Raw genomic sequence first — 23,291 nt, forward strand, 5'->3', positions numbered from 1 at the left:
TCAAATGATCATGCAAAAAGATGTACTCAATAATGTGAATATTCAAGACGAGCAGGTTTTAATTACTCCTGAAAGTCTGAAGCAAAAATATCCATTGAGTCACAGCAATCTGCATGCCATTGCGACATCGCGTAAAGTAATTGCTGATATTATTCATCAGCGTGACCCGCGCTTACTCGTGGTATGTGGTCCTTGTTCAATCCATGATGTTGATGCCGCCATTGAATATGGCGAGCGTTTGCAGAAACTAGCCGCTGAGTTAAGTGATAGCTTATATATTGTGATGCGTGTGTACTTTGAAAAACCACGTACAACGGTTGGTTGGAAAGGTTTAATCAGTGATCCATTTATGGATGGTAGTTTTGAAATGGAAAAAGGGCTACATATTGCTCGTGATCTATTAACTAACTTAGTCAATATGGGACTACCGTTAGCGACAGAAGCGCTCGATCCTAATAATCCACAATACCTAGGTGACTTATTCAGCTGGTCAGCCATTGGAGCGAGAACTACAGAATCTCAAACTCACCGTGAAATGGCCTCTGGTTTGTCCATGCCAGTTGGTTTTAAAAATGGTACAGATGGTAGCCTATCGACAGCAATAAATGCATTAAAAGCCGCTGCGATGCCACATAGATTTATGGGCATTAACCAATCTGGGCAAGTGTGCTTACTTCATACTAATGGTAATAAAAATGGTCATGTTATTTTACGTGGCGGAAAAACACCTAACTACGATGCTGAAAATATTGCAGCGTGTGAAGCTGAAATGAGAAAGGCAGGGCTTGAACCATCATTAATGGTAGATTGTAGCCATGGTAACTCAAACAAAGATTACCGTCGTCAGCCACTTGTTGTTGATTCAATTCTTGAACAAATTATTAATGGTAATGAATCAATTACAGGTATTATGCTTGAAAGCCATATTAATGAAGGAGGCCAAACATCTGAACAGCCAAGAGAAAACATGCAATACGGTGTTTCAGTTACAGATGCCTGCATTAACTGGGAAACAACAGAGTCCGTGCTGCGAAAATTGCATCAAGCATTATCACCAATGCTTGAACAGCGTGGGCAAAAATTAAGTAAAGTGAGCTGAGCAAGGTATTGGTATGTCTGTTGAATTATCCCATTTGAGGGAGCAAATTGATGAGGTTGATAAGTCATTATTAGATCTATTAGCTAAGCGGCTTCAGCTAGTTGCAGAAGTGGGTGAAGTTAAAAGCCAACATGGATTACCTATCTATGTACCAGAGCGTGAGTCCAGCATGTTAGCCGCACGCAGAGCTGAAGCTGAACGTATGGGGATCCCTGCTGACCTAATCGAGGATATCCTCCGAAGGATTATGCGGGAATCTTATGCGCGTGAAAATGATAAAGGTTTTAAAACACTAAATCCGGAAGCTGGTCCTATTATTATTGTGGGTGGAGAAGGGAAGATGGGGCGATTATTTAACCGCCTTCTGACGCTCTCTGGCTACCAAGTCAAGGTATTAGCTGAGCAAGATTGGCCTCATGCATCATCTATTGTTTCTGGTGCAAGTGTCGTGATCATCAGTGTTCCTATTCATTTAACGGTGGATGTGATTAACCAGCTGCCAAAATTAGATCCAAAAACGATTTTAGTCGATATCGCATCAGTTAAACAGAAACCACTGGAAGCTATGCTTCAGGTACATAAAGGTCCCGTTCTTGGTTTACATCCGATGTTTGGTCCCGATATTGGTAGCGTGGCTAAACAGGTATTTGCATACTGTGATGGTCGAGATGCTGATGTTTACCAATGGTTCCTTGAACAGTTGCAAGTATGGGGCGCTCGATTAAAACAGATCAAGCCTGAAGAACATGATCGCAATATGAGCTTCATACAAGCGTTACGCCATTTTACAACGTTTACTTACGGGAAAAATTTGGCGGATGAGCAAGTTGATTTACAACAATTGTTGGATCTTTCTTCTCCGATTTACCGTTTAGAACTAGCAATGGTAGGGCGGTTATTTGCTCAAGACCCCCAACTATATGCAGATATCATTATGTCCTCGGACGAAAATGTAGAGTTGATCCGCCGCTATTATCGACTTCTAGGTCAATCGATTGAAATGTTGGAACGTAATGATAAAACCGAATTTATCCGACAATTTACGCAAGTGAGCCAATGGTTCGGCGAAGATGCTCATCATTTTATGAAAGAAAGCCAATCTTTATTACAAAGAGCTAATGACAATCGTAAATAACGTAATTTCCCCTACTTCCTACTTGGCGGTAGGGGAAATCACTCAAGAGTTTTTCAAAAAAACATCATAAATATCAATATTTATTTAAAATAAGTAATTGTACTTATTATCTTAGTTTGTCCCAAATGAGGCTATTTCTCATTTAACTTGCACTATAATCTCTCGTGCAATCACAAATCAATCAGTTTTAAATATTCATATTTGTAAATTGAGCGATTTATGTGGTAAAGATCCCTTATATTCTACCGATAACTCTAATCATTAAATGATGAATAGAGTGGTAAGTATATGTCTTTTCGAAATCTCAAAATTAGTGTGAAGTTAACTGTCGCATTTGGAGTTTTTATCGCTCTGATTGTTTTAAGCTCCCTATTTTCATTAGTGAATATGAATCGCGCTAATGAAAGTATGCAGACTATTATTTTCAAAAGTTATCCCATCACGGCAAATGCTAACTCGGTCATGGATAATTTTTATTCTTATATTGGTATTCAAGAGCTCATTTTATTAGATGACAGAGGTAGTGAGAAGCGCAAGGATGAGTTGGTTAAAATCAGCCAAAATATTTCGGACTTACTGGATGAATTAGATCGAAGTATTACCGATAGTCGCTCTCGGGAAACCTTAGAAAATATTCATGAGGTGAGAGTTAAATTTCATGATTCGCAAAAACGAATGATGGAATTTATGAATCAAAACAATCGTCAAGCAGCGATAGAAGAAATGATGACCAAAACATCAGCAATCCAACGTGAGTATCGTGAACAGGTTCAAAATCTGATTGCAACTCAAAATATGCTGATGCAAGAATCGGGATACAAAGTTGAAGATGACTATAAACTGAATAGAACATTACTCGCTTTTCTTTCTATCATCAGTATTGTCGCGGGCTGTGTGATGGGCTGGTACATCACGATGACTATTACTCGCCCATTAGAACAGGCTGTTAATTTTGCAAAAGCGATTGCTAGTGGTGATTTAACACAGGATATCAAAGCACAATCTAAAGATGAAACCGGCATATTGCTAGATTCTCTCGGTAATATGAAAAAACATTTACTAGAGATCGTGCAAGAAGTACAAAATGGCTCTGAAAGCATCTCTGCAGCCGCTGGCCAAATAGTGGCAGGTAACCAAAATCTTGCTGCACGTACAGAAGAGCAGGCTGCTTCAGTGGAGGAAACGGCAAGCTCGATGGAGCAAATTACGTCCACAGTAAAAAACACCACTGAACATACCCATGAAGCAACTATGCTTGCGGATGATGCGGCTGTTATTGTTAAAAATAACGGCCAAATGATGAATCAGCTAACGGATAAAATGCGAACAATTAACGCATCTTCGCAGCAAATGACGGATATTATCAATCTTATTGATACGATTGCTTTTCAAACTAATATTCTTGCATTGAATGCCTCCGTAGAAGCGGCTAGAGCAGGGGAGCATGGACGAGGATTTGCAGTGGTAGCAGGAGAAGTTCGATTATTAGCACAAAAAAGTGCGGCATCAGCGAGCGATATTCGTGGCTTGATTGAAAATTCATCCTCCCAAACTCAAGAAGGAATGGAATTAGTTGAGCAAGCAAGTCAGCAAATCCATGGCATGATAGAGAGTGTTGATGAGATGAACGCGTTATTGCGTGAAATTGGTCAAGCCAGCCATGAACAGAGTGATGGTATTTCTCAAATCAATAGTGCGGTAGGGCAATTGGATTTAACGACTCAACAAAATGCGAGTTTGGTTGAAGAGTCGGTTGTTGCTGCGGGTTCATTGAACGAGCAAGCATTCCATCTACAGGAATTAGTTAATTACTTTAAACTCTCATCTTCTCCCCTCAAGTCATAGTAGATTAATAACTAACACGGGCAGATTGCCTGTGTTAGTTATCTGAAATTTTATGGTGCTATTTTTTCTGGCTCAACGGGAACCACGTTTTCTGATGGGTAACAGCCAAGGATTTTTATTGACCGAGTAATTTCTGCTAGCTCTTTTAACGCTTGTTGCAGATTATCCGAACGTAAGTTGGCATGAACATCCACATAAAACATTTCTTCCCAAGGCTTACCATTGATTGGGCGAGATTCTAATTTACTCATCACAATCTTATTATTTTTTAAGATAATTAAGGCATCGACTAAAGCCCCTGCTTGTTGACCGGTAGTCATTAATAATGTTGTTTTTGCAGGGACTTGCTCAGTTACGTCGATAGCTTTTGGTGCTACAACAATAAAACGAGTCATATTAATTTGCTGATTAGCAAGATTGTGTTCAAGTACCTCTAGGCCATATAGCAATCCACCAGCTTCGCTACCTAAAGCTGCAACATTCGGTGAGTTATGCTCTGCAACTTTTTGCATTGCAGTTGACGTACTATCGCAATATTCAATTTTCCAATGAGGAAATTGAGATAAATATTGGCTGCACTGCTGGAAAGGTTGGGGGTGACTATAAACAATTTCTATTTTACTCAGATCGCTATTTTTAGTGGTAAGTAAGCAGTGATTAATTGGAAGACGGATCTCACCAACGATTGATAAAGACGTATTTTGCAATAAATCGTAAACATCGTTAATTGCCCCGGAGCTGGTATTTTCAATAGGTAAAATACCGTAATCAGCTTGACCGCTTTCTACTAATGAAAAAATATCTTGGAATTTATGGCAGCTACATTCAACGAGTTGGTCAAAATGACGAGCAGAATACTGACGAGCAGCGACATGAGAGTAAGAACCTTTGGGACCCAAAAAGGCAAAGCGTGCTGTATCACTAGGCGTAAGATTTAAATGTTTCTGTAAAATAGTCTGCTGAGTGAGGACGGAATCCTCGATAATCATTTGGAATAATCGAGTGATATAGAAACCATCAAGGCCTAGTGGCTTGCCTTTATTGATCAAAGCATCGAGTAGCTGACGTTCACGCTCTTTATCGCGAATAGGTCGATTATCATCAATTTTGGTTTCTGCAACTTCAATGGCATAACCTCGACGTTTTGCGAGAAGTCCAAGGAGTTCGCTGTCTAACTGGCTAATTTTCTCACGCACTTTCAGTAAATTAGTACTATTTTTCATTCTGCGCCCCTATCAACATCAGTGAATAAAAAAAGCCCCCAAAAGAGGGGGCTTTAAAATTTTGTCTTCTTTTTTTTCTCGAACGACAAAAGCCCCTTAATAAGAGTGGCTAAAGAAGAAAAAGAAAACAAAATTTAAATTCATTACAAAATACCTTTAAATAGAAGTCACTCAAATAGACATGATAGTGAAGGGGATGTCAACAAAAAATAGCAATCAACGTAAAAACGCGCCCATGATGAGCGCGTTTGGAAAGTTTCAAGATAAGTGGATTGATAATATAAAAATACAACGTAACTACTTAAACGTAACTGATTATAACGTAACTAGATTCGCTTCTTTTACACTATTACATGCCCTTCTTGATTCTCCTTTATGTTGCACTTTATTTAACTGTCTTTCGAGCTTATTGATTAGTTCATTTATTGCAACGTACATATCTTCATGCTTAGCAGTTGCTACCAATTTTCCGGTAGCGGTTTTTATGTTGGCATCAACCATAAAACCTTGGGGCTCTTTTGATAACACCACATGAGTGTTAATTAGGGAAACTTGCCATTTATCGAGTTTTGTTAGACGGTTCTCAATGTGTTCACGAATTGCTGGGGTAATGTCCATTTGTTTGCTAGTAATATTAACTATCATATAGTTACCTCTCATTGTTTCCGTCTTTAATGACTTCAGAATACCGAGTTATAACAATAAAAAAATGACATAGATCACATTTAAATCATGGGGTAGGGATCACTCATCCGAAGTGTGATTTTGACTAAGAAAGGGGGCTAAAAGGATTGCCAAAATAGATAAATTGAGGGAAACTGACAGAGTTGACTATAGAAACGGTGAATAGTCGGTGCTTCTTTTGGGTTAAAAATTAGGGTGTTGATTATAAATGAAAAATAGTTAAATTTTTCATGAAGATAATACCCAAAAATGAAAACAGCAGCCTAGGCTGCTGTTTGTGATCTTAACGGAGCCTATTGGTTAGCCGCAAGAATGCGTCCTACTTTATTTGCTTCGTTATCTAAGCCCATTTCTTTATAAGCAATTTCCATGTAAGTCAGTGCCTTACGAGTTGCTTCAGTATCTGGGTAATCTCTTAGCATCTGTTGAACCCGATTAACAACCGCGACATAAGCCCCACGTTTGTTGTAATATTCAACCACAGAGAGATCGAATTTAGCTAAACGATCTTTTAAATAGACTAAGCGTTTACTCGCATCATTTGAATATTGGCTATTTGGATAATAACGGACTAATTGGCTAAGGTCTTTAAATGCAACTAATGCATGTTGAGGATCTCGGTCAGATCGGTCTATACCAAAGAAACCTTGTAACATACTGTCATCTAGCGCCATTGCTGTTAGACCGCGCATATACAGTACATAGTCAATATTTGGATGGGTTGGATTTAAACGCATGAAACGGTCAATGGTTGCTATCGCCATTGGTAGCTCAGCTGATTTATAATAAGCATAAATCAGGTCTAATTGTACCTGCTGGGCATATGGACCAAACGGGTAGCGGTTATCAAGCGCTTCAAACTGTTTAATAGCCGCGCTATAGTTACCGTCCTGTAATTTTTGCTGACCCGTACTATAAATTTCAGCTGGGGAGCTATCGGGGCTGACTTCGTTATTGCTGGAGCATCCGGCAAGAGCCAGGCTCAACGTGGCAGCTGCCACCAGATATTTCATACGTATCATCACGTGTAGGTTATCCTCTGACTGTATCAAGGGAGCCTATCCGAAGGCTCCCGGCAAAATTCGAGTTACAATAGCACACATTTTAAATGAAACGGCAGCGCCGTCAAAATACAAACACTAAAAAGTAGATTAATTTATGGCTCAACAAGTACAACTTAGTGCAACCATCGCTGAATCACAGCTTGGTCAACGTTTAGATCAGGCTTTGGCCGAATTGTTCCCTGATTATTCACGTTCTCGAATAAAAGAATGGATTTTAGACGATAGAGTGCAGGTTAATGGCAAAGTTATCAATAAGGCAAAAGAAAAAGTTTTAGGTGGCGAACAAATTTCAATCGATGCTCTTATTGAAGAAGATACTCGTTGGGAGCCTCAAGATATACCTCTTGATGTTGTTTATGAAGACGAAGATATCCTAGTTATCAATAAACCACGAGGTTTAGTTGTTCATCCCGGAGCAGGTAACCCAGATGGAACCATCTTGAATGCGTTGTTATACCGTTATCCTGAGATTGCGGATGTGCCGAGAGCAGGGATTGTTCATCGCTTAGATAAAGACACAACTGGCCTGATGGTTGTAGCAAAAACAGTTCCAGCACAAACGCATTTAGTTGACGCTTTGCAGCGTAGAGAAATAACTCGAGAATATGAGGCTGTTGCGGTAGGTCGTATGACCGCAGGGGGAATGGTTGAAGAACCCATTTCACGTCACCCAACGAAAAGAACTCATATGGCGGTTCACCCAATGGGGAAACCCGCAGTAACTCATTACAGGATTATGGAGCATTTCCGTGCACATACCCGTTTACGCCTGCGCTTAGAAACAGGAAGAACGCACCAAATTCGTGTGCATATGGCACATATTAATCACCCACTAATTGGTGACCAGTTATATGGCGGTAGACCTCGTCCATTGAAAGGTGCCACGGAAGAGTTCTTTGAGGTAATGCGCAAGTTTGATAGACAAGCTTTACATGCAACGATGCTGCGCTTATATCATCCAATTTCGGGGATCCAAATGGAATGGCATGCACCATTACCTGATGATATGGTAGAGCTAATCAACGCATTAAAAGCGGATGCTGAATTACATAAAGACAACATGGACTGGTAATGAATACATTGATTTTCCCTGAATGGCCACAGGCAAAAAATATTTCAACATGCAGTACTACTCGCTTAGGTGGTGTTAGTCAGCCACCTTTTGAGAGTTTAAATTTAGGCGATCATGTTGAGGATTTACCTGAAGCTGTCAGTGAAAATCGGCGTCGTCTCGAAGTGCTTGCTCAATTACCACAACAACCTGTGTGGCTTGAGCAAGTACACGGAACTCATGTTTTACATCTGAATGGTGAATATATTGAAAATCGCCAAGCGGATGCGGTGTATACCGATAAGGTTGGGCAAGTCTGTGCAATTATGACGGCTGACTGCCTACCCGTATTATTTTGTAGCCGTGATGGTAAAGAGGTAGCAGCTGCGCATGCGGGTTGGCGAGGGCTGTGTGATGGCGTACTCGAAAATACAGTGGCACAGTTTAAATCTCCACCCCATGAAATCATGGTATGGCTTGGGCCTGCAATTGGTCCTGAAAAATTTGAAGTTGGGGCTGAGGTTAAATTGGCATTTATTAATCAGTCGGCCGAATTAGTCGAGGCATTTGTTCCTCATCAAGATAAATACCTTGCAAATCTCTATTTATTAGCCCGTAAAAAGCTCGAAGCCGTGGGGATCTCCTCTATTTATGGTGGTACTTTCTGCACCGCTAGTGAAGAAAATAGATTTTTTTCCTACCGACGTGAGGGTAAAACAGGACGGATGGCATCACTTATATGGATAAATACTTAAATATTAGATTAATATTTCAAATTAAAAGATATTGCAAAAATAATCCATTCTAAAACTTGAATCCCCAAAAACAGACCGCATCTTATCTTCAGTAGCAAGTTTAACTTATTCTATTGGAGGTGTTATGCGTCTGGACCGTTTAACTAATAAATTCCAGCAAGCTCTCGCTGACGCCCAGTCATTAGCCCTTGGGCGCGAAAATCAGTTTATTGAACCAATTCATTTATTAAGTGCTTTATTTAATCAAGAAAATGGCACCGTTCGTCCATTGCTGACGACGCTTGGTGTTAATGCCATTGAATTTAAACAAAAAATTGAAGATGTATTATCTCGGCTGCCACAAGTACAAGGTATTGCAGGGGATGTTCAACCATCAAGTGATTTAATGCGTCATTTGAACCTATGTGACCAGCTGGCTCAGAAAAATGGAGATGAATTTATCTCCTCAGAATTATTTTTGCTCGCTGCTTTAGAAGCCAATACAACCCTTGCCGATATGTTGAAAGCGGCGGGTGTGAATAAAGATAATTTGAAAAAGGCGATAGAACAGATGCGTGGTGGAGAAAAAGTGAATGATCAAAGCGCTGAAGACCAGCGCCAAGCCTTGAAAAAATATACTGTCGATTTAACTGAACGAGCAGAGCAAGGCAAATTAGACCCAGTGATTGGTCGTGATGAAGAAATTCGTCGTACCATCCAAGTATTACAGCGTCGTACCAAAAACAACCCAGTGTTAATTGGTGAACCAGGTGTTGGTAAGACTGCAATTGTTGAAGGATTGGCTCAGCGTATTGTTAATGGTGAAGTTCCAGAAGGCTTAAAAAACAAACGTGTTTTATCACTGGATATGGGCGCTCTGATTGCAGGGGCAAAATATCGTGGTGAATTTGAAGAACGTTTGAAAGGTGTTTTGAATGACCTAGCTAAGCAAGAAGGTAATGTCATTCTGTTTATCGACGAATTGCATACGATGGTTGGCGCAGGTAAAGCCGATGGTGCGATGGATGCCGGTAACATGTTAAAACCAGCACTGGCACGTGGTGAATTACATTGTGTGGGTGCGACAACATTAGATGAGTATCGTCAATATATTGAGAAAGATCCGGCGTTAGAGCGTCGTTTCCAAAAAGTATACGTGGCGGAACCATCTGTTGAAGATACCATTGCAATTTTACGTGGTTTAAAAGAGCGTTATGAATTGCATCACCATGTGCAAATTACAGACCCTGCAATTGTAGCGGCGGCGACGTTATCCCATCGTTACATTACAGACCGTATGTTGCCAGATAAAGCTATCGACTTAATCGATGAGGCTGGTGCAAGCTTACGTATGCAAATGGATTCTAAGCCAGAATCTTTAGATAGACTAGAAAGACGTATTATCCAATTAAAGTTGGAGCAACAAGCTCTGAAAAAAGAGTCCGATGATGCGAGTAAAAAACGTCTTGAAATGTTAGAAGAAGAGCTGGCGGAAAAAGAGCGTGAATACTCCGCATTAGATGAAGAATGGAAAGCCGAAAAAGCATCATTAACAGGTACACAGCACATTAAAGCTGAATTAGAAAATACGCGTATTGAAATGGAAAAAGCACGTCGTATGGGTGATTTAGCTAAAATGTCTGAACTGCAATATGGTCGTATTCCTGAGTTGGAAAAACAGCTAGAAGCTGCGACTAAAGCAGAAGGTAAAAGCATGAAGCTTTTACGTAACAAAGTGACTGATGTTGAAATCGCGGAAATTTTAGCTCGCTGGACAGGAATCCCGGTCTCTAGAATGCTGGAAAGCGAAAGAGAAAAATTATTGCGTATGGAGCAGCAATTACATCAACGTGTAATTGGGCAGGACGAAGCTGTTGTTGCTGTATCGAATGCTATTCGTCGTAGTCGTGCCGGTTTATCTGATCCAAACCGTCCAATTGGCTCCTTTATGTTCTTAGGTCCAACTGGGGTAGGTAAAACAGAGCTGTGTAAAGCGTTAGCAAACTTCATGTTTGATAGCGACGATGCGATGGTTCGTATCGATATGTCCGAATTTATGGAAAAACATGCAGTCTCTCGTTTAGTGGGTGCACCTCCAGGATATGTTGGATACGAAGAGGGTGGCTATTTGACTGAAGCGGTAAGACGTCGTCCATACTCAGTTATTTTATTGGACGAAGTTGAGAAAGCACACCCAGATGTATTTAACATTTTATTGCAAGTGCTGGATGATGGACGTTTAACTGATGGTCAAGGTAGAACGGTAGACTTCCGTAATACGGTTATCATCATGACATCAAACTTAGGTTCTGATCTCATCCAAGAACGATTTGGCATGATTGATTATTCAGAAATGAAAAATATGGTGATGGAAGTGGTATCCCATAACTTCAGACCTGAGTTTATTAACCGTATAGATGAAGTTGTTGTGTTCCACCCATTAGGTAAAGAGCAAATTGCGAATATTGCAAATATTCAATTGGCTCGTTTGTATAAACGTTTAGAAGAGCACGGTTATGAAGTGACAGCAACGGCTGCAGCATTAGAAAAAATTGGTGAAGCAGGTTTTGACCCAATCTTTGGTGCCCGTCCGTTGAAACGTGCAATTCAGCAAGAGATTGAAAACCCACTGGCACAAGAAATTCTGTCAGGTAAATTGATTCCGGGTAAACCAATTACTCTGGATGTTGAAAATGATGAAATTGTGGCAAAACAGTAATTAGGTCATAGATATTATGTTCATCAATTCAAATTAAATCGAAAGGCGGCTGATAAAGCCGCCTTTTTTATCATTAAAACAGCCAAAAATGGCCTATCTTGGTGGATAATTGCTCTTAAAGTATAAACGGTGAGCAATTGAATGTTATTTTTCAAAAAACACTTGCCAGATTTTTCTGACTCCCTATAATGCGCATCCACTGACCGGGAACAAGCCAACGCAAAGCGCGATGGACACTGAACCGGCAGCGAGAGAATCTGAAAAGATTAAGCAAAAAAATGCTTGACTCTCACTGAGGAAAGCGTAATATACGCCACCTCGCGACAACGACCTAAGTTGATAAAAACTGAGTCGATTTCCAAAAGAAATGTCGCACTGCTCTTTAACAATTTATCAGACAATCTGTGTGGGCACTCACAAGACACTATCAAAAAATATTTGATTTTAAAGTCTTGAAGAGTGACTAACACGTTAATTCATATATATGAACTAATAGGTAATTTGGTTTCTTCGGAAATCAAACGACAGTAAACATTCTTTGAGCATCAGACACTTTTAATTGAAGAGTTTGATCATGGCTCAGATTGAACGCTGGCGGCAGGCCTAACACATGCAAGTCGAGCGGTAACAGGGGAAGCTTGCTTCTCGCTGACGAGCGGCGGACGGGTGAGTAATGTATGGGGATCTGCCCGATAGAGGGGGATAACTACTGGAAACGGTAGCTAATACCGCATAATCTCTCAGGAGCAAAGCAGGGGAACTTCGGTCCTTGCGCTATCGGATGAACCCATATGGGATTAGCTAGTTGGTGGGGTAATGGCTCACCAAGGCGACGATCCCTAGCTGGTCTGAGAGGATGATCAGCCACACTGGGACTGAGACACGGCCCAGACTCCTACGGGAGGCAGCAGTGGGGAATATTGCACAATGGGCGCAAGCCTGATGCAGCCATGCCGCGTGTATGAAGAAGGCCTTAGGGTTGTAAAGTACTTTCAGTTGGGAGGAAGGCGTTGATGCTAATATCATCAACGATTGACGTTACCAACAGAAGAAGCACCGGCTAACTCCGTGCCAGCAGCCGCGGTAATACGGAGGGTGCAAGCGTTAATCGGAATTACTGGGCGTAAAGCGCACGCAGGCGGTTGATTAAGTTAGATGTGAAATCCCCGGGCTTAACCTGGGAATGGCATCTAAGACTGGTCAGCTAGAGTCTTGTAGAGGGGGGTAGAATTCCATGTGTAGCGGTGAAATGCGTAGAGATGTGGAGGAATACCGGTGGCGAAGGCGGCCCCCTGGACAAAGACTGACGCTCAGGTGCGAAAGCGTGGGGAGCAAACAGGATTAGATACCCTGGTAGTCCACGCTGTAAACGATGTCGATTTGGAGGTTGTTCCCTTGAGGAGTGGCTTCCGGAGCTAACGCGTTAAATCGACCGCCTGGGGAGTACGGCCGCAAGGTTAAAACTCAAATGAATTGACGGGGGCCCGCACAAGCGGTGGAGCATGTGGTTTAATTCGATGCAACGCGAAGAACCTTACCTACTCTTGACATCCAGAGAATTTAGCAGAGATGCTTTAGTGCCTTCGGGAACTCTGAGACAGGTGCTGCATGGCTGTCGTCAGCTCGTGTTGTGAAATGTTGGGTTAAGTCCCGCAACGAGCGCAACCCTTATCCTTTGTTGCCAGCACGTGATGGTGGGAACTCAAAGGAGACTGCCGGTGATAAACCGGAGGAAGGTGGGGATGACGTCAAGTCATCATGGCCCTTACGAGTAGGGCTACACACGTGCTACAATGGCGTATACAAAGAGAAGCGACCTCGCGAGAGCAAGCGGAACTCATAAAGTACGTCGTAGTCCGGATTGGAGTCTGCAACTCGACTCCATGAAGTCGGAATCGCTAGTAATCGTAGATCAGAATGCTACGGTGAATACGTTCCCGGGCCTTGTACACACCGCCCGTCACACCATGGGAGTGGGTTGCAAAAGAAGTAGGTAGCTTAACCTTCGGGAGGGCGCTTACCACTTTGTGATTCATGACTGGGGTGAAGTCGTAACAAGGTAACCGTAGGGGAACCTGCGGTTGGATCACCTCCTTACCATTGAAGTGTTTTTGTGAAGTGCTCACACAGATTGTCTGATGAAATAGAGTAACGGTATCGATAGGCTTGTAGCTCAGGTGGTTAGAGCGCACCCCTGATAAGGGTGAGGTCGGTGGTTCAAGTCCACTCAGGCCTACCAAATCGAATAAATACTGCGTTATAGATTAACTCGTTTACTCATGTAAACGTCGTCAATCTATGCCTGGTCTTGATTCGATTAACTCTGAATTTCTTGCGAAAAGAAAAATCGATACTGGAATTACCTTTATGGGGCTATAGCTCAGCTGGGAGAGCGCCTGCCTTGCACGCAGGAGGTCAGCGGTTCGATCCCGCTTAGCTCCACCATAAATTTTTCTGATTATTCAGAATAGATTAGTCAAATAGTCTATTGCGAATAATTATGCTCTTTAACAATCTGGAACAAGCTGAAAATTGAAAACAACGCACATTGTTTTGCTTAAACAATGTGAGAGTCTCTCAAAAAATCTCAACTTGAAGATGTTCTCTGAACATTCGAGTCGACGAGCGACATGAGTTCAAGGCAGACAGCGCACAGCAAGCGCAGCGTACTTAAGGTACGTGAGCATTGCGAGCACTGACTAACGCCGAAATCATGAAGCACAGTCACTCGTTGTAAGAAGACACCTTCGGGTTGTGAGGTTAAGCGACTAAGCGTACACGGTGGATGCCTAGGCAATCAGAGGCGATGAAGGACGTGCTAATCTGCGAAAAGCGTCGGTAAGGTGATATGAACCGTTATAACCGACGATATCCGAATGGGGAAACCCAGTGCAATCCGTTGCACTATCGTTTGATGAATACATAGTCAAACGAAGCGAACCGAGGGAACTGAAACATCTCAGTACCTCGAGGAAAAGAAATCAACCGAGATTCCCCTAGTAGCGGCGAGCGAACGGGGAACAGCCCAGAGTCTTAATCAGCATTAGCATCAGGAGAACGGTCTGGAAAGGCCGGCAGTATAGGGTGATAGCCCCGTATCCGAAGGTGTTAGTGTTGTGAACTCGACGAGTAGGGCGGGACACGTGTTATCCTGTCTGAATATGGGGGGACCATCCTCCAAGGCTAAATACTCCTGATTGACCGATAGTGAACCAGTACCGTGAGGGAAAGGCGAAAAGAACCCCGGCGAGGGGAGTGAAATAGAACCTGAAACCGTGTACGTACAAGCAGTGGGAGCCTTGATTTATCAGGGTGACTGCGTACCTTTTGTATAATGGGTCAGCGACTTATATTCTGTAGCAAGGTTAACCGTATAGGGGAGCCGTAGGGAAACCGAGTCTTAACTGGGCGAATAAGTTGCAGGGTATAGACCCGAAACCCGGTGATCTAGCCATGGGCAGGTTGAAGGTTGGGTAACACTAACTGGAGGACCGAACCGACTAATGTTGAAAAATTAGCGGATGACTTGTGGCTGGGGGTGAAAGGCCAATCAAACCGGGAGATAGCTGGTTCTCCCCGAAAGCTATTTAGGTAGCGCCTCGTGAATTCATCTTCGGGGGTAGAGCACTGTTTCGACTAGGGGGTCATCCCGACTTACCAACTCGATGCAAACTACGAATACCGAAGAATGTTATCACGGGAGACACACGGCGGGTGCTAACGTTCGTCGTGAAGAGGGAAACAACCCAGACCGCCAGCTAAGGTCCCAAAGTCATGGTTAAGTGGGAAACGAAGTGGGAAGGCTCAGACAGCCAGGATGTTGGCTTAGAAGCAGCCATCATTTAAAGAAAGCGTAATAGCTCACTGGTCGAGTCGGCCTGCGCGGAAGATGTAACGGGGCTAAACCATGCACCGAAGCTGCGGCAGCGATATGTAAATATTGTTGGGTAGGGGAGCGTTCTGTAAGCCTGCGAAGGTGTGCTGTGAGGCATGCTGGAGGTATCAGAAGTGCGAATGCTGACATAAGTAACGATAATGCGGGTGAAAAACCCGCACGCCGGAAGACCAAGGGTTCCTGTCCAACGTTAATCGGGGCAGGGTGAGTCGACCCCTAAGGCGAGGCAGAAATGCGTAGTCGATGGGCAACGGGTTAATATTCCCGTACTGGTGATAATTGCGATGGGGGGACGGAGAAGGCTAGGCTGGCCGGGCGACGGTTGTCCCGGTTTAAGGATGTAGGTGGGTGAATTAGGCAAATCCGGTTCACTATACACTGAGGTCTGATGACGAGTCACTACGGTGGCGAAGTAGCTCATGCCCCGCTTCCAGGAAAAGCCTCTAAGCTCTAGATTATCATTAATCGTACCCCAAACCGACACAGGTGGTCAGGTAGAGAATACTCAGGCGCTTGAGAGAACTCGGGTGAAGGAACTAGGCAAAATGGTGCCGTAACTTCGGGAGAAGGCACGCTGGCATTAGGTGAAGTCCCTTGCGGATGGAGCTGAAGCCAGTCGAAGATACCAGCTGGCTGCAACTGTTTATTAAAAACACAGCACTGTGCAAACACGAAAGTGGACGTATACGGTGTGACGCCTGCCCGGTGCTGGAAGGTTAATTGATGGGGTTATCCGTAAGGAGAAGCTCTTGATCGAAGCCCCAGTAAACGGCGGCCGTAACTATAACGGTCCTAAGGTAGCGAAATTCCTTGTCGGGTAAGTTCCGACCTGCACGAATGGCGTAATGATGGCCAGGCTGTCTCCACCCGAGACTCAGTGAAATTGAACTCGCTGTGAAGATGCAGTGTACCCGCGGCAAGACGGAAAGACCCCGTGAACCTTTACTATAGCTTGACACTGAACATTGAGCCTTGATGTGTAGGATAGGTGGGAGGCTTTGAAGTGTGGACGCCAGTCTACATGGAGCCAACCTTGAAATACCACCCTTTAATGTTTGATGTTCTAACGTGGCCCCATTATCTGGGGTGCGGACAGTGTCTGGTGGGTAGTTTGACTGGGGCGGTCTCCTCCCAAAGAGTAACGGAGGAGCACGAAGGTTGGCTAAGCATGGTCGGACATCATGCGGTTAGTGCAAAGGCATAAGCCAGCTTGACTGCGAGAGTGACAGCTCGAGCAGGTACGAAAGTAGGTCTTAGTGATCCGGTGGTTCTGAATGGAAGGGCCATCGCTCAACGGATAAAAGGTACTCCGGGGATAACAGGCTGATACCGCCCAAGAGTTCATATCGACGGCGGTGTTTGGCACCTCGATGTCGGCTCATCACATCCTGGGGCTGAAGTAGGTCCCAAGGGTACGGCTGTTCGCCGTTTAAAGTGGTACGCGAGCTGGGTTTAGAACGTCGTGAGACAGTTCGGTCCCTATCTGCCGTGGGCGTTGGAAGATTGAAAGGGGCTGCTCCTAGTACGAGAGGACCGGAGTGGACGCACCACTGGTGTTCGGGTTGTCATGCCAATGGCATTGCCCGGTAGCTAAGTGCGGAAGAGATAACCGCTGAAAGCATCTAAGCGGGAAACTTGCCTTGAGATGAGTCTTCCCTGACCCTTTAAGGGTCCTAAAGGAACGTTTAAGACTAAGACGTTGATAGGTTGGGTGTGTAAGCGTAGCGATACGTTGAGCTAACCAATACTAATGAACCGTGAGGCTTAACCTGACAACACCGAAGGTGTTTTAGAGAGATGAAGTTGATTTTCAATAGCGAGTGAGAAGCCGAAAGGTGAGGGACACACAGCTTGTTCAGGATTGATATTCTGGTTTAAGGATAAAAACTTAAACGGGAATAAACAGAATTTGTCTGGCGGCAATAGCGCGGTGGTCCCACCTGACCCCATGCCGAACTCAGAAGTGAAACGCCGTAGCGCCGATGGTAGTGTGGGGTCTCCCCATGTGAGAGTAGGGAACTGCCAGACATTAAATTAAGATTGATTGCAACACGCAATGAGTCGCCGAAAGGCAAAGAAGAATAAGTGGAGCGGTAGTTCAGTTGGTTAGAATACCTGCCTGTCACGCAGGGGGTCGCGGGTTCGAGTCCCGTCCGTTCCGCCACTTATAGCAAGCCCCGTGATGAAAATCACGGGGTTTTTGTTTTTTATCTATTCTAAAAGTTATCTTTCATACTATTTTCTGTTTTTTCTTTTAAATCATTACTTTAAATTTTGATACAGAGTATAGCCAGCGACTGCACCTGCGACATCATAGGTAAAGTCATGCCAACTCCAACCTGTTCCAGCTGCTCGGCTATCATAAAGTTCTTTAACTGTACCAAGAGAGATAGAAAATAGTATTCCAAATTGAGCCGCTTGCTGATGAGACATATTTTGTCTATCCGCATAAGCATTTCCCGCCGCTGCCATTGCAGCTGAAAAAGCAAAATGCTGCGCTTTATCTTTGCCTTTCCAATTATCATTTGCCCAGTGAAAACCAGAACACCCCGTCACTACGCACAGAGATAAACTAAGCGTTAATGTTCTTAATTGAATAAATAACATGGAGGGTATACCTCTACAACAACCGATCAGGTTAGAGTACGTTAGATAATAAAAAGCGCCACATGAGCGGCGCTTTCTGATAGTCATTAATTATAATATTCGACTTATTAATCGGTCTACACGGATCCGTCTTAATCGCCGAATAAGTTTTTTTACTTTGACAGGGTAAGTCTGGATACTATCCAGTTCACTGTAGTGGTTAACGACTTTGGTATTTGTTCGAATACACTCTAACTCATGGCTACGTTGTTCTTGCAGCTCTTGTTTTGGATCGTGGATCAATACAGCATTTTCGAGATCTAATCCCCAAGCTCTAGGGTTTAAGTTATTACCTGTAATGAGTTGCCATTCATTATCCACCCACATCCCTTTTAGATGGTAAGTATTATCTCCATCTTTCCATAGACGTATAGTCAGCTGCTTACTATCAATAAAGCGTTGTAAGCGGCTCACAAAACGGCGTAGATTAATTTCATATAGATAAGGCAAGGCACCAATAATTTTGAATGGTTCTTCCGGGGGAATGTAAAAGTCATTAGCTGTTTTATCACCAATGATAATTTCCACTTGTTTTCCATCTCGCAATAATTTGGTGATGATCCTGACTAACACTGCGGGTAAATTAAAGTACGGTGTACAAATCGTTAATTTATTTGTTGTAGCCCCCATCAAGTGAGTGACCGTACGGTTTAATTCATTCTTTTTACCTAATCCAACAAATGGAGTAACCGCTAATTCATAGTTAGATGCATTACCTGTAAATTGGTAATTGATACCTCTTAAAGATAGGCGGAATTGTTTGATCAGGTTTTTAAATTCGGCTGTTTTCGGTCTACTTGCCGTATTTAGACGATGAATCGCGTCAGATGACAATAACGAGTCATCAATAAATTTTTTCATCGTTGTTGTTAATTGGCTATTTTTGATCAGATGATATCTATCATAGCGATACTTATCGTGACGATGTAAATAAACATCGTTGATACTCGCACCGCTATATAGCAGGGTATCATCGAATAAGAAACCTTTTAGATGTAATACCCCTAATGCTTCTCGCGTATTAACTGGAATTCCAAAAACAGGAATTTCAATATTAGGGTAACTCTGAGCAACTTCATAGTACCAGTCGGCATTGGTTAAATTGGCGGCTGCACCAATACGCCCACGCTGAGCACGGTGCCAATCAACTAGAATTTTAATATCTAGGTTAGGATTTGCTTGTTTAGCGGCATAGAGAGCATGAAGGATGTCTTTACCCGCATCATCTTTTTCTAAATACAGCGCTGTAATATAGACTGTATTTTTAGCTTGCGAGATTTGTTCAAGCAGAGCACCACGAAAATCTTCCGTCTTATAGAGCGTTTTTACATCAGCAACTGACTGAGACAATTTAGGCATATTTGCCAAGTGTTGTTGATGTTTTGCTTGTTTTAGTTTTGACAACATCACAGTGTGAATTTTCTCTTGTTAGTCCAATAGCAAATCGCTTTATACAAATATTTAAGCGAATGATCTGTCGATGATATCATATTTACCTCACTCATTAGGAATAAATTGAGTATCGGTTTAATCCATATACAGGTTATAAATTATTCCCTGCGCTGAGATTATTGATGTTAATTATAGATGCAGGGTTAGGTTTACGACACCATCCTCAAATTGAACATCAATTTGGAACCCCAGTTTTTTGGCTAGGCTGATCATATTACGATTTTCCGGCATGGTAATCGCTGTGAGCTTTTTAATTCCATGTGCTCGAGTATAATTTAAAAGTTTTTGCATCAACTTATAGCCTAGAGTCTGTCCTTTCATATCTGAGCGAACAAGTACCGCAAATTCAGCCTCTTGGTTATCTGGATCTGCCATCGCACGAGTTACACCAATAATTTCTGGATAAGAATCTGCATTTTTCACTGCGACGAATGCCATTTCTCGGTCGTAATCAATCTGTGTCATATTGGCTAGGTCGTCGTGGGTAAACTCACTAATTTCACTGAAATAGCGATAATAAAGATCCTCTTTAGTCACTTGTTCAATAAATGATTTTAAGAGCGGCTCATCTTCCGGGAGAATAGGTCTCAATAGGCACGTTAAATCATCTTTTAGATTAATGATTTCTTCTAATTCATTTGGGTAGGGGCGGATCGCTAATCGGGTACTCGGATTATTATCGATAGGGCTTAATGTCATCGAGACATCGAGCAGAGTAAATTCATCACCCGCTGCAAGTAGTGGGTGTATATCTAAACGTGTAATATTAGGGCAATCGATAATTAAGTTGGAAACCCTGACAAGTAAGCTAGCAAGCCCAGGAATATTTAGTGGCTCTAAGGAACTTCGAGCTTTAATTTTGGATCCTTTGATGGCATTGATAACTAAATAACGCGCCAATGCTAGGTTTAATGGTGGTAAAGCAACGGCAGCTTGACTCTCTTGCTGCCACTCAATACCCCCTTCTCCTAGCATGATTAACAAACCAAATACTGGATCGAGTTCAACTGCAATTCTTAGCTCTTGCGCTCCAGCTCGATTTGCCATGCTTTGAACCAATAACCCTTCAATACGAGCATGTGGAAAATTAGTAGATACCCTTTCTATTATGGCATTCGCTGCTTCAGCCACTTCATTGGCATTTCTTAAATACAGCATAACCCCTTGGACTTCAGACTTATGAACTATGTCTGGTGAACGCAATTTTAATGCAACTGGGTAACCGATTTTTTCTGCAATCTCAACAGCTTGTTCACTCGAATGGGCAATCCAGGTTGGTAGACTATGTAACCCATATGCCTTTAGGATAGGTTGAACCTCATGGGTATCTAAGTTCAGATTATTGTTTTGAATAGCCTGCATAATGCATGCATGAACTTGCTGAGTATTGGCGGTGATCCCAATAGGAAGTGCAGGCGTTTCTTTCAGTTGTTTTTGGTTACGGCGATATTCCACCATATGCATATAGGCAGTGATAGCCCCTTCAGGAGTTCGATAAGTTGGAATGCCTGCTTCACTAAATAGTTTTCGAGACTCTTGAGAGGAATACTCGCCACACCAGTTAGTTAATATAGTTAGCCATTTGCCTCTAGGGTGCTGTTTGATGGTTTTAATGATTTTAGCTGCCATGGATTTACTCTCAGTGATCGCACTTGGAGTATGGATTAGCAGTAAAGCATCATGGTCGTGGCTATCAAGCATCTTATTTAAGACATTGAGATAACGATCGACGGTAGAATCATCCCCTAAATCAATCGGGTTTTGAGTTGAAAGATCTAATGGTAGTAAGGCACTAAGTTCATTTTGTGTTTCAGTGCTGAGTTTTGCTAGCTTGCCACTGCGCAGTAGGAGTTCATCTAAAGCCATTGCAGCAGGTGCAGATCCATTACTTATGATCGATAACCGTTCCCCTCTAAGCGGTGTCATATAGCTTAATGTTTCTACAGCAGAAAACATCTCATGGGTATCTTGAACACGCAATAAACCAGCTCGCTGGATTGCGGCATCATAAGCCGCATCTAAGCTTGGTTTTTCACCAAGAAGTTCTTGTGCTTTACGGGTTCGCCCACTTTTGATCACGAGAATGGGTTTATTGCGGGAAGCACTGCGAGACGAAGATAAAAAGCGCCTCGCATCACTAATATTTTCTAAGTACAACAGGATGGCGCTGGTTTTACTATCCCGAGCAAGGTAATCAAGTAAATCATCGATATCGATATCGATACTATCTCCGAGGGCGATGAAGTAGGAAAAACCAATATCACGGTGCCTTGCCCAATCAAGAACGGTGTTAGACACGGCCGCGGATTGGGAAATAAATGCCAATTTTCCTTTTAAAATAGGGATTGGAGAGAAGCTGGCATTCAAGCCTTGCCATGGAGCCAAAAAACCTAAACTGTTGGGACCCAGTAACCGAATTTGGTATTGCTGAGCCACTTTTTTAAGTTCATTAAATTGGATTGATGGTGATGACAAGATAATGACGACATTACAGCCTGCCTCGCCGAGCTGACGCAAACACTCAACATTACGTGAGTAATGGGTACAGATCACCGCAAGATCAGGTTTTAATGGGAGCTTCTCTATTGACGGATAAGCCAAAACACCAAGGATTGAGTTTCGATTGGGGTTAACCGGCAGGATAGGACCTTTGAAACCGCTGCTAAGTAGGTTTTTCATCATGACTGAACCGGCTCGGTTTGGGTCTTCTGATGCACCAATAACCACAATTGATTTTGGTCTAAATAATGACTCTAACTGACTCACTAACCCCATGATGTCAAACCCTTTGCTTAGATGAGCATTAATACCGCTCAATTGATATTGATAACTTAAGCAATACTATGCCGCATCTTGAGAGAAGCGCCAGTTTATCAGAGGAATTTAATTGAATTATACAAGCACCCTCACGTTTTATTATGAAGGTGTTTTTTGCACCATAATGAGTTGGAAGCGGTTGCGAATAAAAATGACTGATAATCCCTATAAAGGGTTATTGAGGATCTTGGGATAGGATTCTCTGAGCCGTTGGATGATGAGGTTTCCCTTCAAGATATTTATGTTTAAATAAATTGAAATGGATAAATAATTGTTTTGAGGCCTCAATATCTCCAGCTTGTTCGAGCACAGTTGCTGCGACTTCTACAGTGCAATGTTGCTCTTCCCTTGAAGGAATTCGTAATAAATAGTCAGTTCTTGCCTTGTCATTAATGGATAACATGGGAATATTATCCAAATAAGGGCTTTTACGAAACATTTTACGGGCTTCAGGCCAAGTACCGTCTAATAGAATAAATAGAGCTGGTTTATCAGAAATTGAGGGCTGATTGACGACGATGCGGTCATTTTGTGCATAACTTTCAGGAAAAATAAGGTAAGGTTGCCTAGTTGTATCTTGCAGTACTGCAAGCAATTGGCTATCGGGTTCGGTTCGTGACCATTGATATGCTAACGTATCAGGCAGAATATCTGCGATTAATTTTCCTGTGTTGCTTGGTTTGAAAACTTCACCATCAAACATGATCAGGCAAAATTGGCTTTTCGCTTGCACCGATACTGTTTCATCACATAGACATTGTGGGATAGGTAATAAGCAATACTGGCAGCGCTTTACTCGACATCCTCTCGCTTTAAAAGGTTTTGTCGAAAGGGCTAAACGTTGTTGGCGAAGATGATAGACAGCATTCTGACTCATGGTTGATAAGATACTTTTCGTAGCAACAAAAATAAGGGACGTATTGTACG

The 23,291-nt window shown here is 42.6% G+C and carries 13 protein-coding genes, 3 tRNA genes, 3 rRNA genes and 1 other annotated feature; of the genes, 12 read left to right on the forward strand and 7 right to left on the reverse strand.

Features of this window, described 5'->3' with window-relative positions:
• Positions 1-4: 4 nt before the first annotated feature.
• The 3 genes from EL244_RS04615 (at position 5) to EL244_RS04625 (ending at position 4,079) form a co-directional block, all read left to right on the forward strand.
• A complete protein-coding gene (locus EL244_RS04615) occupies positions 5-1,099 on the forward strand; it encodes a 3-deoxy-7-phosphoheptulonate synthase (RefSeq protein ID WP_126459110.1) in 1,095 nt (364 codons plus the stop codon).
• Positions 1,100-1,112: 13 nt separating this feature from the next.
• Complete coding sequence (gene tyrA, locus EL244_RS04620) at positions 1,113-2,234, forward strand: bifunctional chorismate mutase/prephenate dehydrogenase (RefSeq protein ID WP_126459112.1); 1,122 nt, start codon at positions 1,113-1,115, stop codon at positions 2,232-2,234.
• 288 nt (positions 2,235-2,522) lie between these two features.
• Complete coding sequence (locus tag EL244_RS04625) at positions 2,523-4,079, forward strand: methyl-accepting chemotaxis protein (RefSeq protein WP_126459114.1); 1,557 nt, start codon at positions 2,523-2,525, stop codon at positions 4,077-4,079.
• A gap of 50 nt (positions 4,080-4,129) precedes the next feature.
• On the opposite strand, the gene pheA is transcribed toward EL244_RS04625, so the two are convergent.
• The 3 genes from pheA to bamD form a co-directional block, all read right to left on the reverse strand.
• Positions 4,130-5,302, reverse strand: a complete 1,173-nt coding sequence (gene pheA / locus EL244_RS04630; protein ID WP_006815595.1) for a bifunctional chorismate mutase/prephenate dehydratase — start codon at positions 5,300-5,302, stop codon at positions 4,130-4,132.
• A 25-nt stretch (positions 5,303-5,327) separates the two neighbouring features.
• Positions 5,328-5,447: a sequence feature (Phe leader region), on the reverse strand.
• A 170-nt stretch (positions 5,448-5,617) separates the two neighbouring features.
• Positions 5,618-5,947: a ribosome-associated translation inhibitor RaiA gene (raiA, locus tag EL244_RS04635; RefSeq protein ID WP_039855530.1), complete on the reverse strand. Its 330-nt coding sequence runs from the start codon at positions 5,945-5,947 to the stop codon at positions 5,618-5,620.
• 332 nt (positions 5,948-6,279) lie between these two features.
• Positions 6,280-7,008: an outer membrane protein assembly factor BamD gene (bamD, locus tag EL244_RS04640; RefSeq protein WP_126459117.1), complete on the reverse strand. Its 729-nt coding sequence runs from the start codon at positions 7,006-7,008 to the stop codon at positions 6,280-6,282.
• A 136-nt stretch (positions 7,009-7,144) separates the two neighbouring features.
• Between bamD and rluD the strand changes: the two genes are divergently transcribed.
• From rluD to EL244_RS04685, 9 genes are all read left to right on the forward strand, one after another.
• On the forward strand, positions 7,145-8,122 hold the full coding sequence (gene rluD, locus EL244_RS04645) for a 23S rRNA pseudouridine(1911/1915/1917) synthase RluD (protein ID WP_006815592.1): 978 nt from the start codon (positions 7,145-7,147) through the stop codon (positions 8,120-8,122).
• Positions 8,122-8,856, forward strand: coding sequence for a purine nucleoside phosphorylase YfiH (yfiH, locus tag EL244_RS04650; RefSeq protein WP_126459120.1), 735 nt, complete (start codon positions 8,122-8,124; stop codon positions 8,854-8,856). The genes rluD and yfiH overlap by 1 nt, the downstream gene beginning before the upstream one ends.
• A gap of 124 nt (positions 8,857-8,980) precedes the next feature.
• On the forward strand, positions 8,981-11,554 hold the full coding sequence (gene clpB / locus EL244_RS04655) for an ATP-dependent chaperone ClpB (protein ID WP_126459123.1): 2,574 nt from the start codon (positions 8,981-8,983) through the stop codon (positions 11,552-11,554).
• Between the two features lie 556 nt (positions 11,555-12,110).
• Positions 12,111-13,651: ribosomal RNA gene (locus EL244_RS04660) — 16S ribosomal RNA — on the forward strand.
• A 65-nt stretch (positions 13,652-13,716) separates the two neighbouring features.
• A tRNA-Ile gene (locus tag EL244_RS04665) sits at positions 13,717-13,793 on the forward strand.
• Between the two features lie 130 nt (positions 13,794-13,923).
• Positions 13,924-13,999, forward strand: a tRNA-Ala gene (locus tag EL244_RS04670).
• A 313-nt stretch (positions 14,000-14,312) separates the two neighbouring features.
• Positions 14,313-17,221: ribosomal RNA gene (locus EL244_RS04675) — 23S ribosomal RNA — on the forward strand.
• Between the two features lie 140 nt (positions 17,222-17,361).
• Positions 17,362-17,477: ribosomal RNA gene (rrf, locus tag EL244_RS04680) — 5S ribosomal RNA — on the forward strand.
• The 16S, 23S and 5S rRNA genes sit together here with 3 tRNA genes alongside, the layout of an rRNA operon.
• Before the next feature lie 59 nt (positions 17,478-17,536).
• Positions 17,537-17,613: transfer RNA gene (locus EL244_RS04685), tRNA-Asp, on the forward strand.
• A 98-nt stretch (positions 17,614-17,711) separates the two neighbouring features.
• Here the strand turns inward: EL244_RS04685 and EL244_RS04690 are convergent.
• From EL244_RS04690 to EL244_RS04705, 4 genes are all read right to left on the reverse strand, one after another.
• Entirely contained in the window at positions 17,712-18,056 is a 345-nt protein-coding gene (locus EL244_RS04690; protein WP_115164042.1) for a YfiM family lipoprotein, read from the reverse strand.
• A 90-nt stretch (positions 18,057-18,146) separates the two neighbouring features.
• Positions 18,147-19,502 (reverse strand): CDP-diacylglycerol--serine O-phosphatidyltransferase, encoded by a 1,356-nt coding sequence (pssA, locus tag EL244_RS04695; protein WP_112836339.1) that lies wholly within the window; start codon positions 19,500-19,502, stop codon positions 18,147-18,149.
• Positions 19,503-19,676: 174 nt separating this feature from the next.
• The gene (locus EL244_RS04700) at positions 19,677-22,322 is read right to left on the reverse strand and encodes a bifunctional acetate--CoA ligase family protein/GNAT family N-acetyltransferase (RefSeq protein WP_126459126.1); all 2,646 of its coding nucleotides are present in this window, start codon (positions 22,320-22,322) and stop codon (positions 19,677-19,679) included.
• Between the two features lie 217 nt (positions 22,323-22,539).
• Complete coding sequence (locus tag EL244_RS04705; protein WP_126459129.1) at positions 22,540-23,241, reverse strand: tRNA-uridine aminocarboxypropyltransferase; 702 nt, start codon at positions 23,239-23,241, stop codon at positions 22,540-22,542.
• Between the last annotated feature and the right edge of the window lie 50 nt (positions 23,242-23,291).

This window comes from Providencia rustigianii (assembly GCF_900637755.1).
GTDB lineage: Bacteria > Pseudomonadota > Gammaproteobacteria > Enterobacterales > Enterobacteriaceae > Providencia > Providencia rustigianii.

Coding starts and splice junctions, on each gene's coding strand:
- EL244_RS04615 (WP_126459110.1), top strand. CDS start 5: ATGATCATGCAAAAAGATGTACTCAATAATGTGAATATTCAAGACGAG.
- tyrA (WP_126459112.1), top strand. CDS start 1,113: ATGTCTGTTGAATTATCCCATTTGAGGGAGCAAATTGATGAGGTTGAT.
- EL244_RS04625 (WP_126459114.1), top strand. CDS start 2,523: ATGTCTTTTCGAAATCTCAAAATTAGTGTGAAGTTAACTGTCGCATTT.
- pheA (WP_006815595.1), bottom strand. CDS start 5,302: ATGAAAAATAGTACTAATTTACTGAAAGTGCGTGAGAAAATTAGCCAG.
- raiA (WP_039855530.1), bottom strand. CDS start 5,947: ATGATAGTTAATATTACTAGCAAACAAATGGACATTACCCCAGCAATT.
- bamD (WP_126459117.1), bottom strand. CDS start 7,008: ATGATACGTATGAAATATCTGGTGGCAGCTGCCACGTTGAGCCTGGCT.
- rluD (WP_006815592.1), top strand. CDS start 7,145: ATGGCTCAACAAGTACAACTTAGTGCAACCATCGCTGAATCACAGCTT.
- yfiH (WP_126459120.1), top strand. CDS start 8,122: ATGAATACATTGATTTTCCCTGAATGGCCACAGGCAAAAAATATTTCA.
- clpB (WP_126459123.1), top strand. CDS start 8,981: ATGCGTCTGGACCGTTTAACTAATAAATTCCAGCAAGCTCTCGCTGAC.
- EL244_RS04690 (WP_115164042.1), bottom strand. CDS start 18,056: ATGTTATTTATTCAATTAAGAACATTAACGCTTAGTTTATCTCTGTGC.
- pssA (WP_112836339.1), bottom strand. CDS start 19,502: ATGTTGTCAAAACTAAAACAAGCAAAACATCAACAACACTTGGCAAAT.
- EL244_RS04700 (WP_126459126.1), bottom strand. CDS start 22,322: ATGGGGTTAGTGAGTCAGTTAGAGTCATTATTTAGACCAAAATCAATT.
- EL244_RS04705 (WP_126459129.1), bottom strand. CDS start 23,241: ATGAGTCAGAATGCTGTCTATCATCTTCGCCAACAACGTTTAGCCCTT.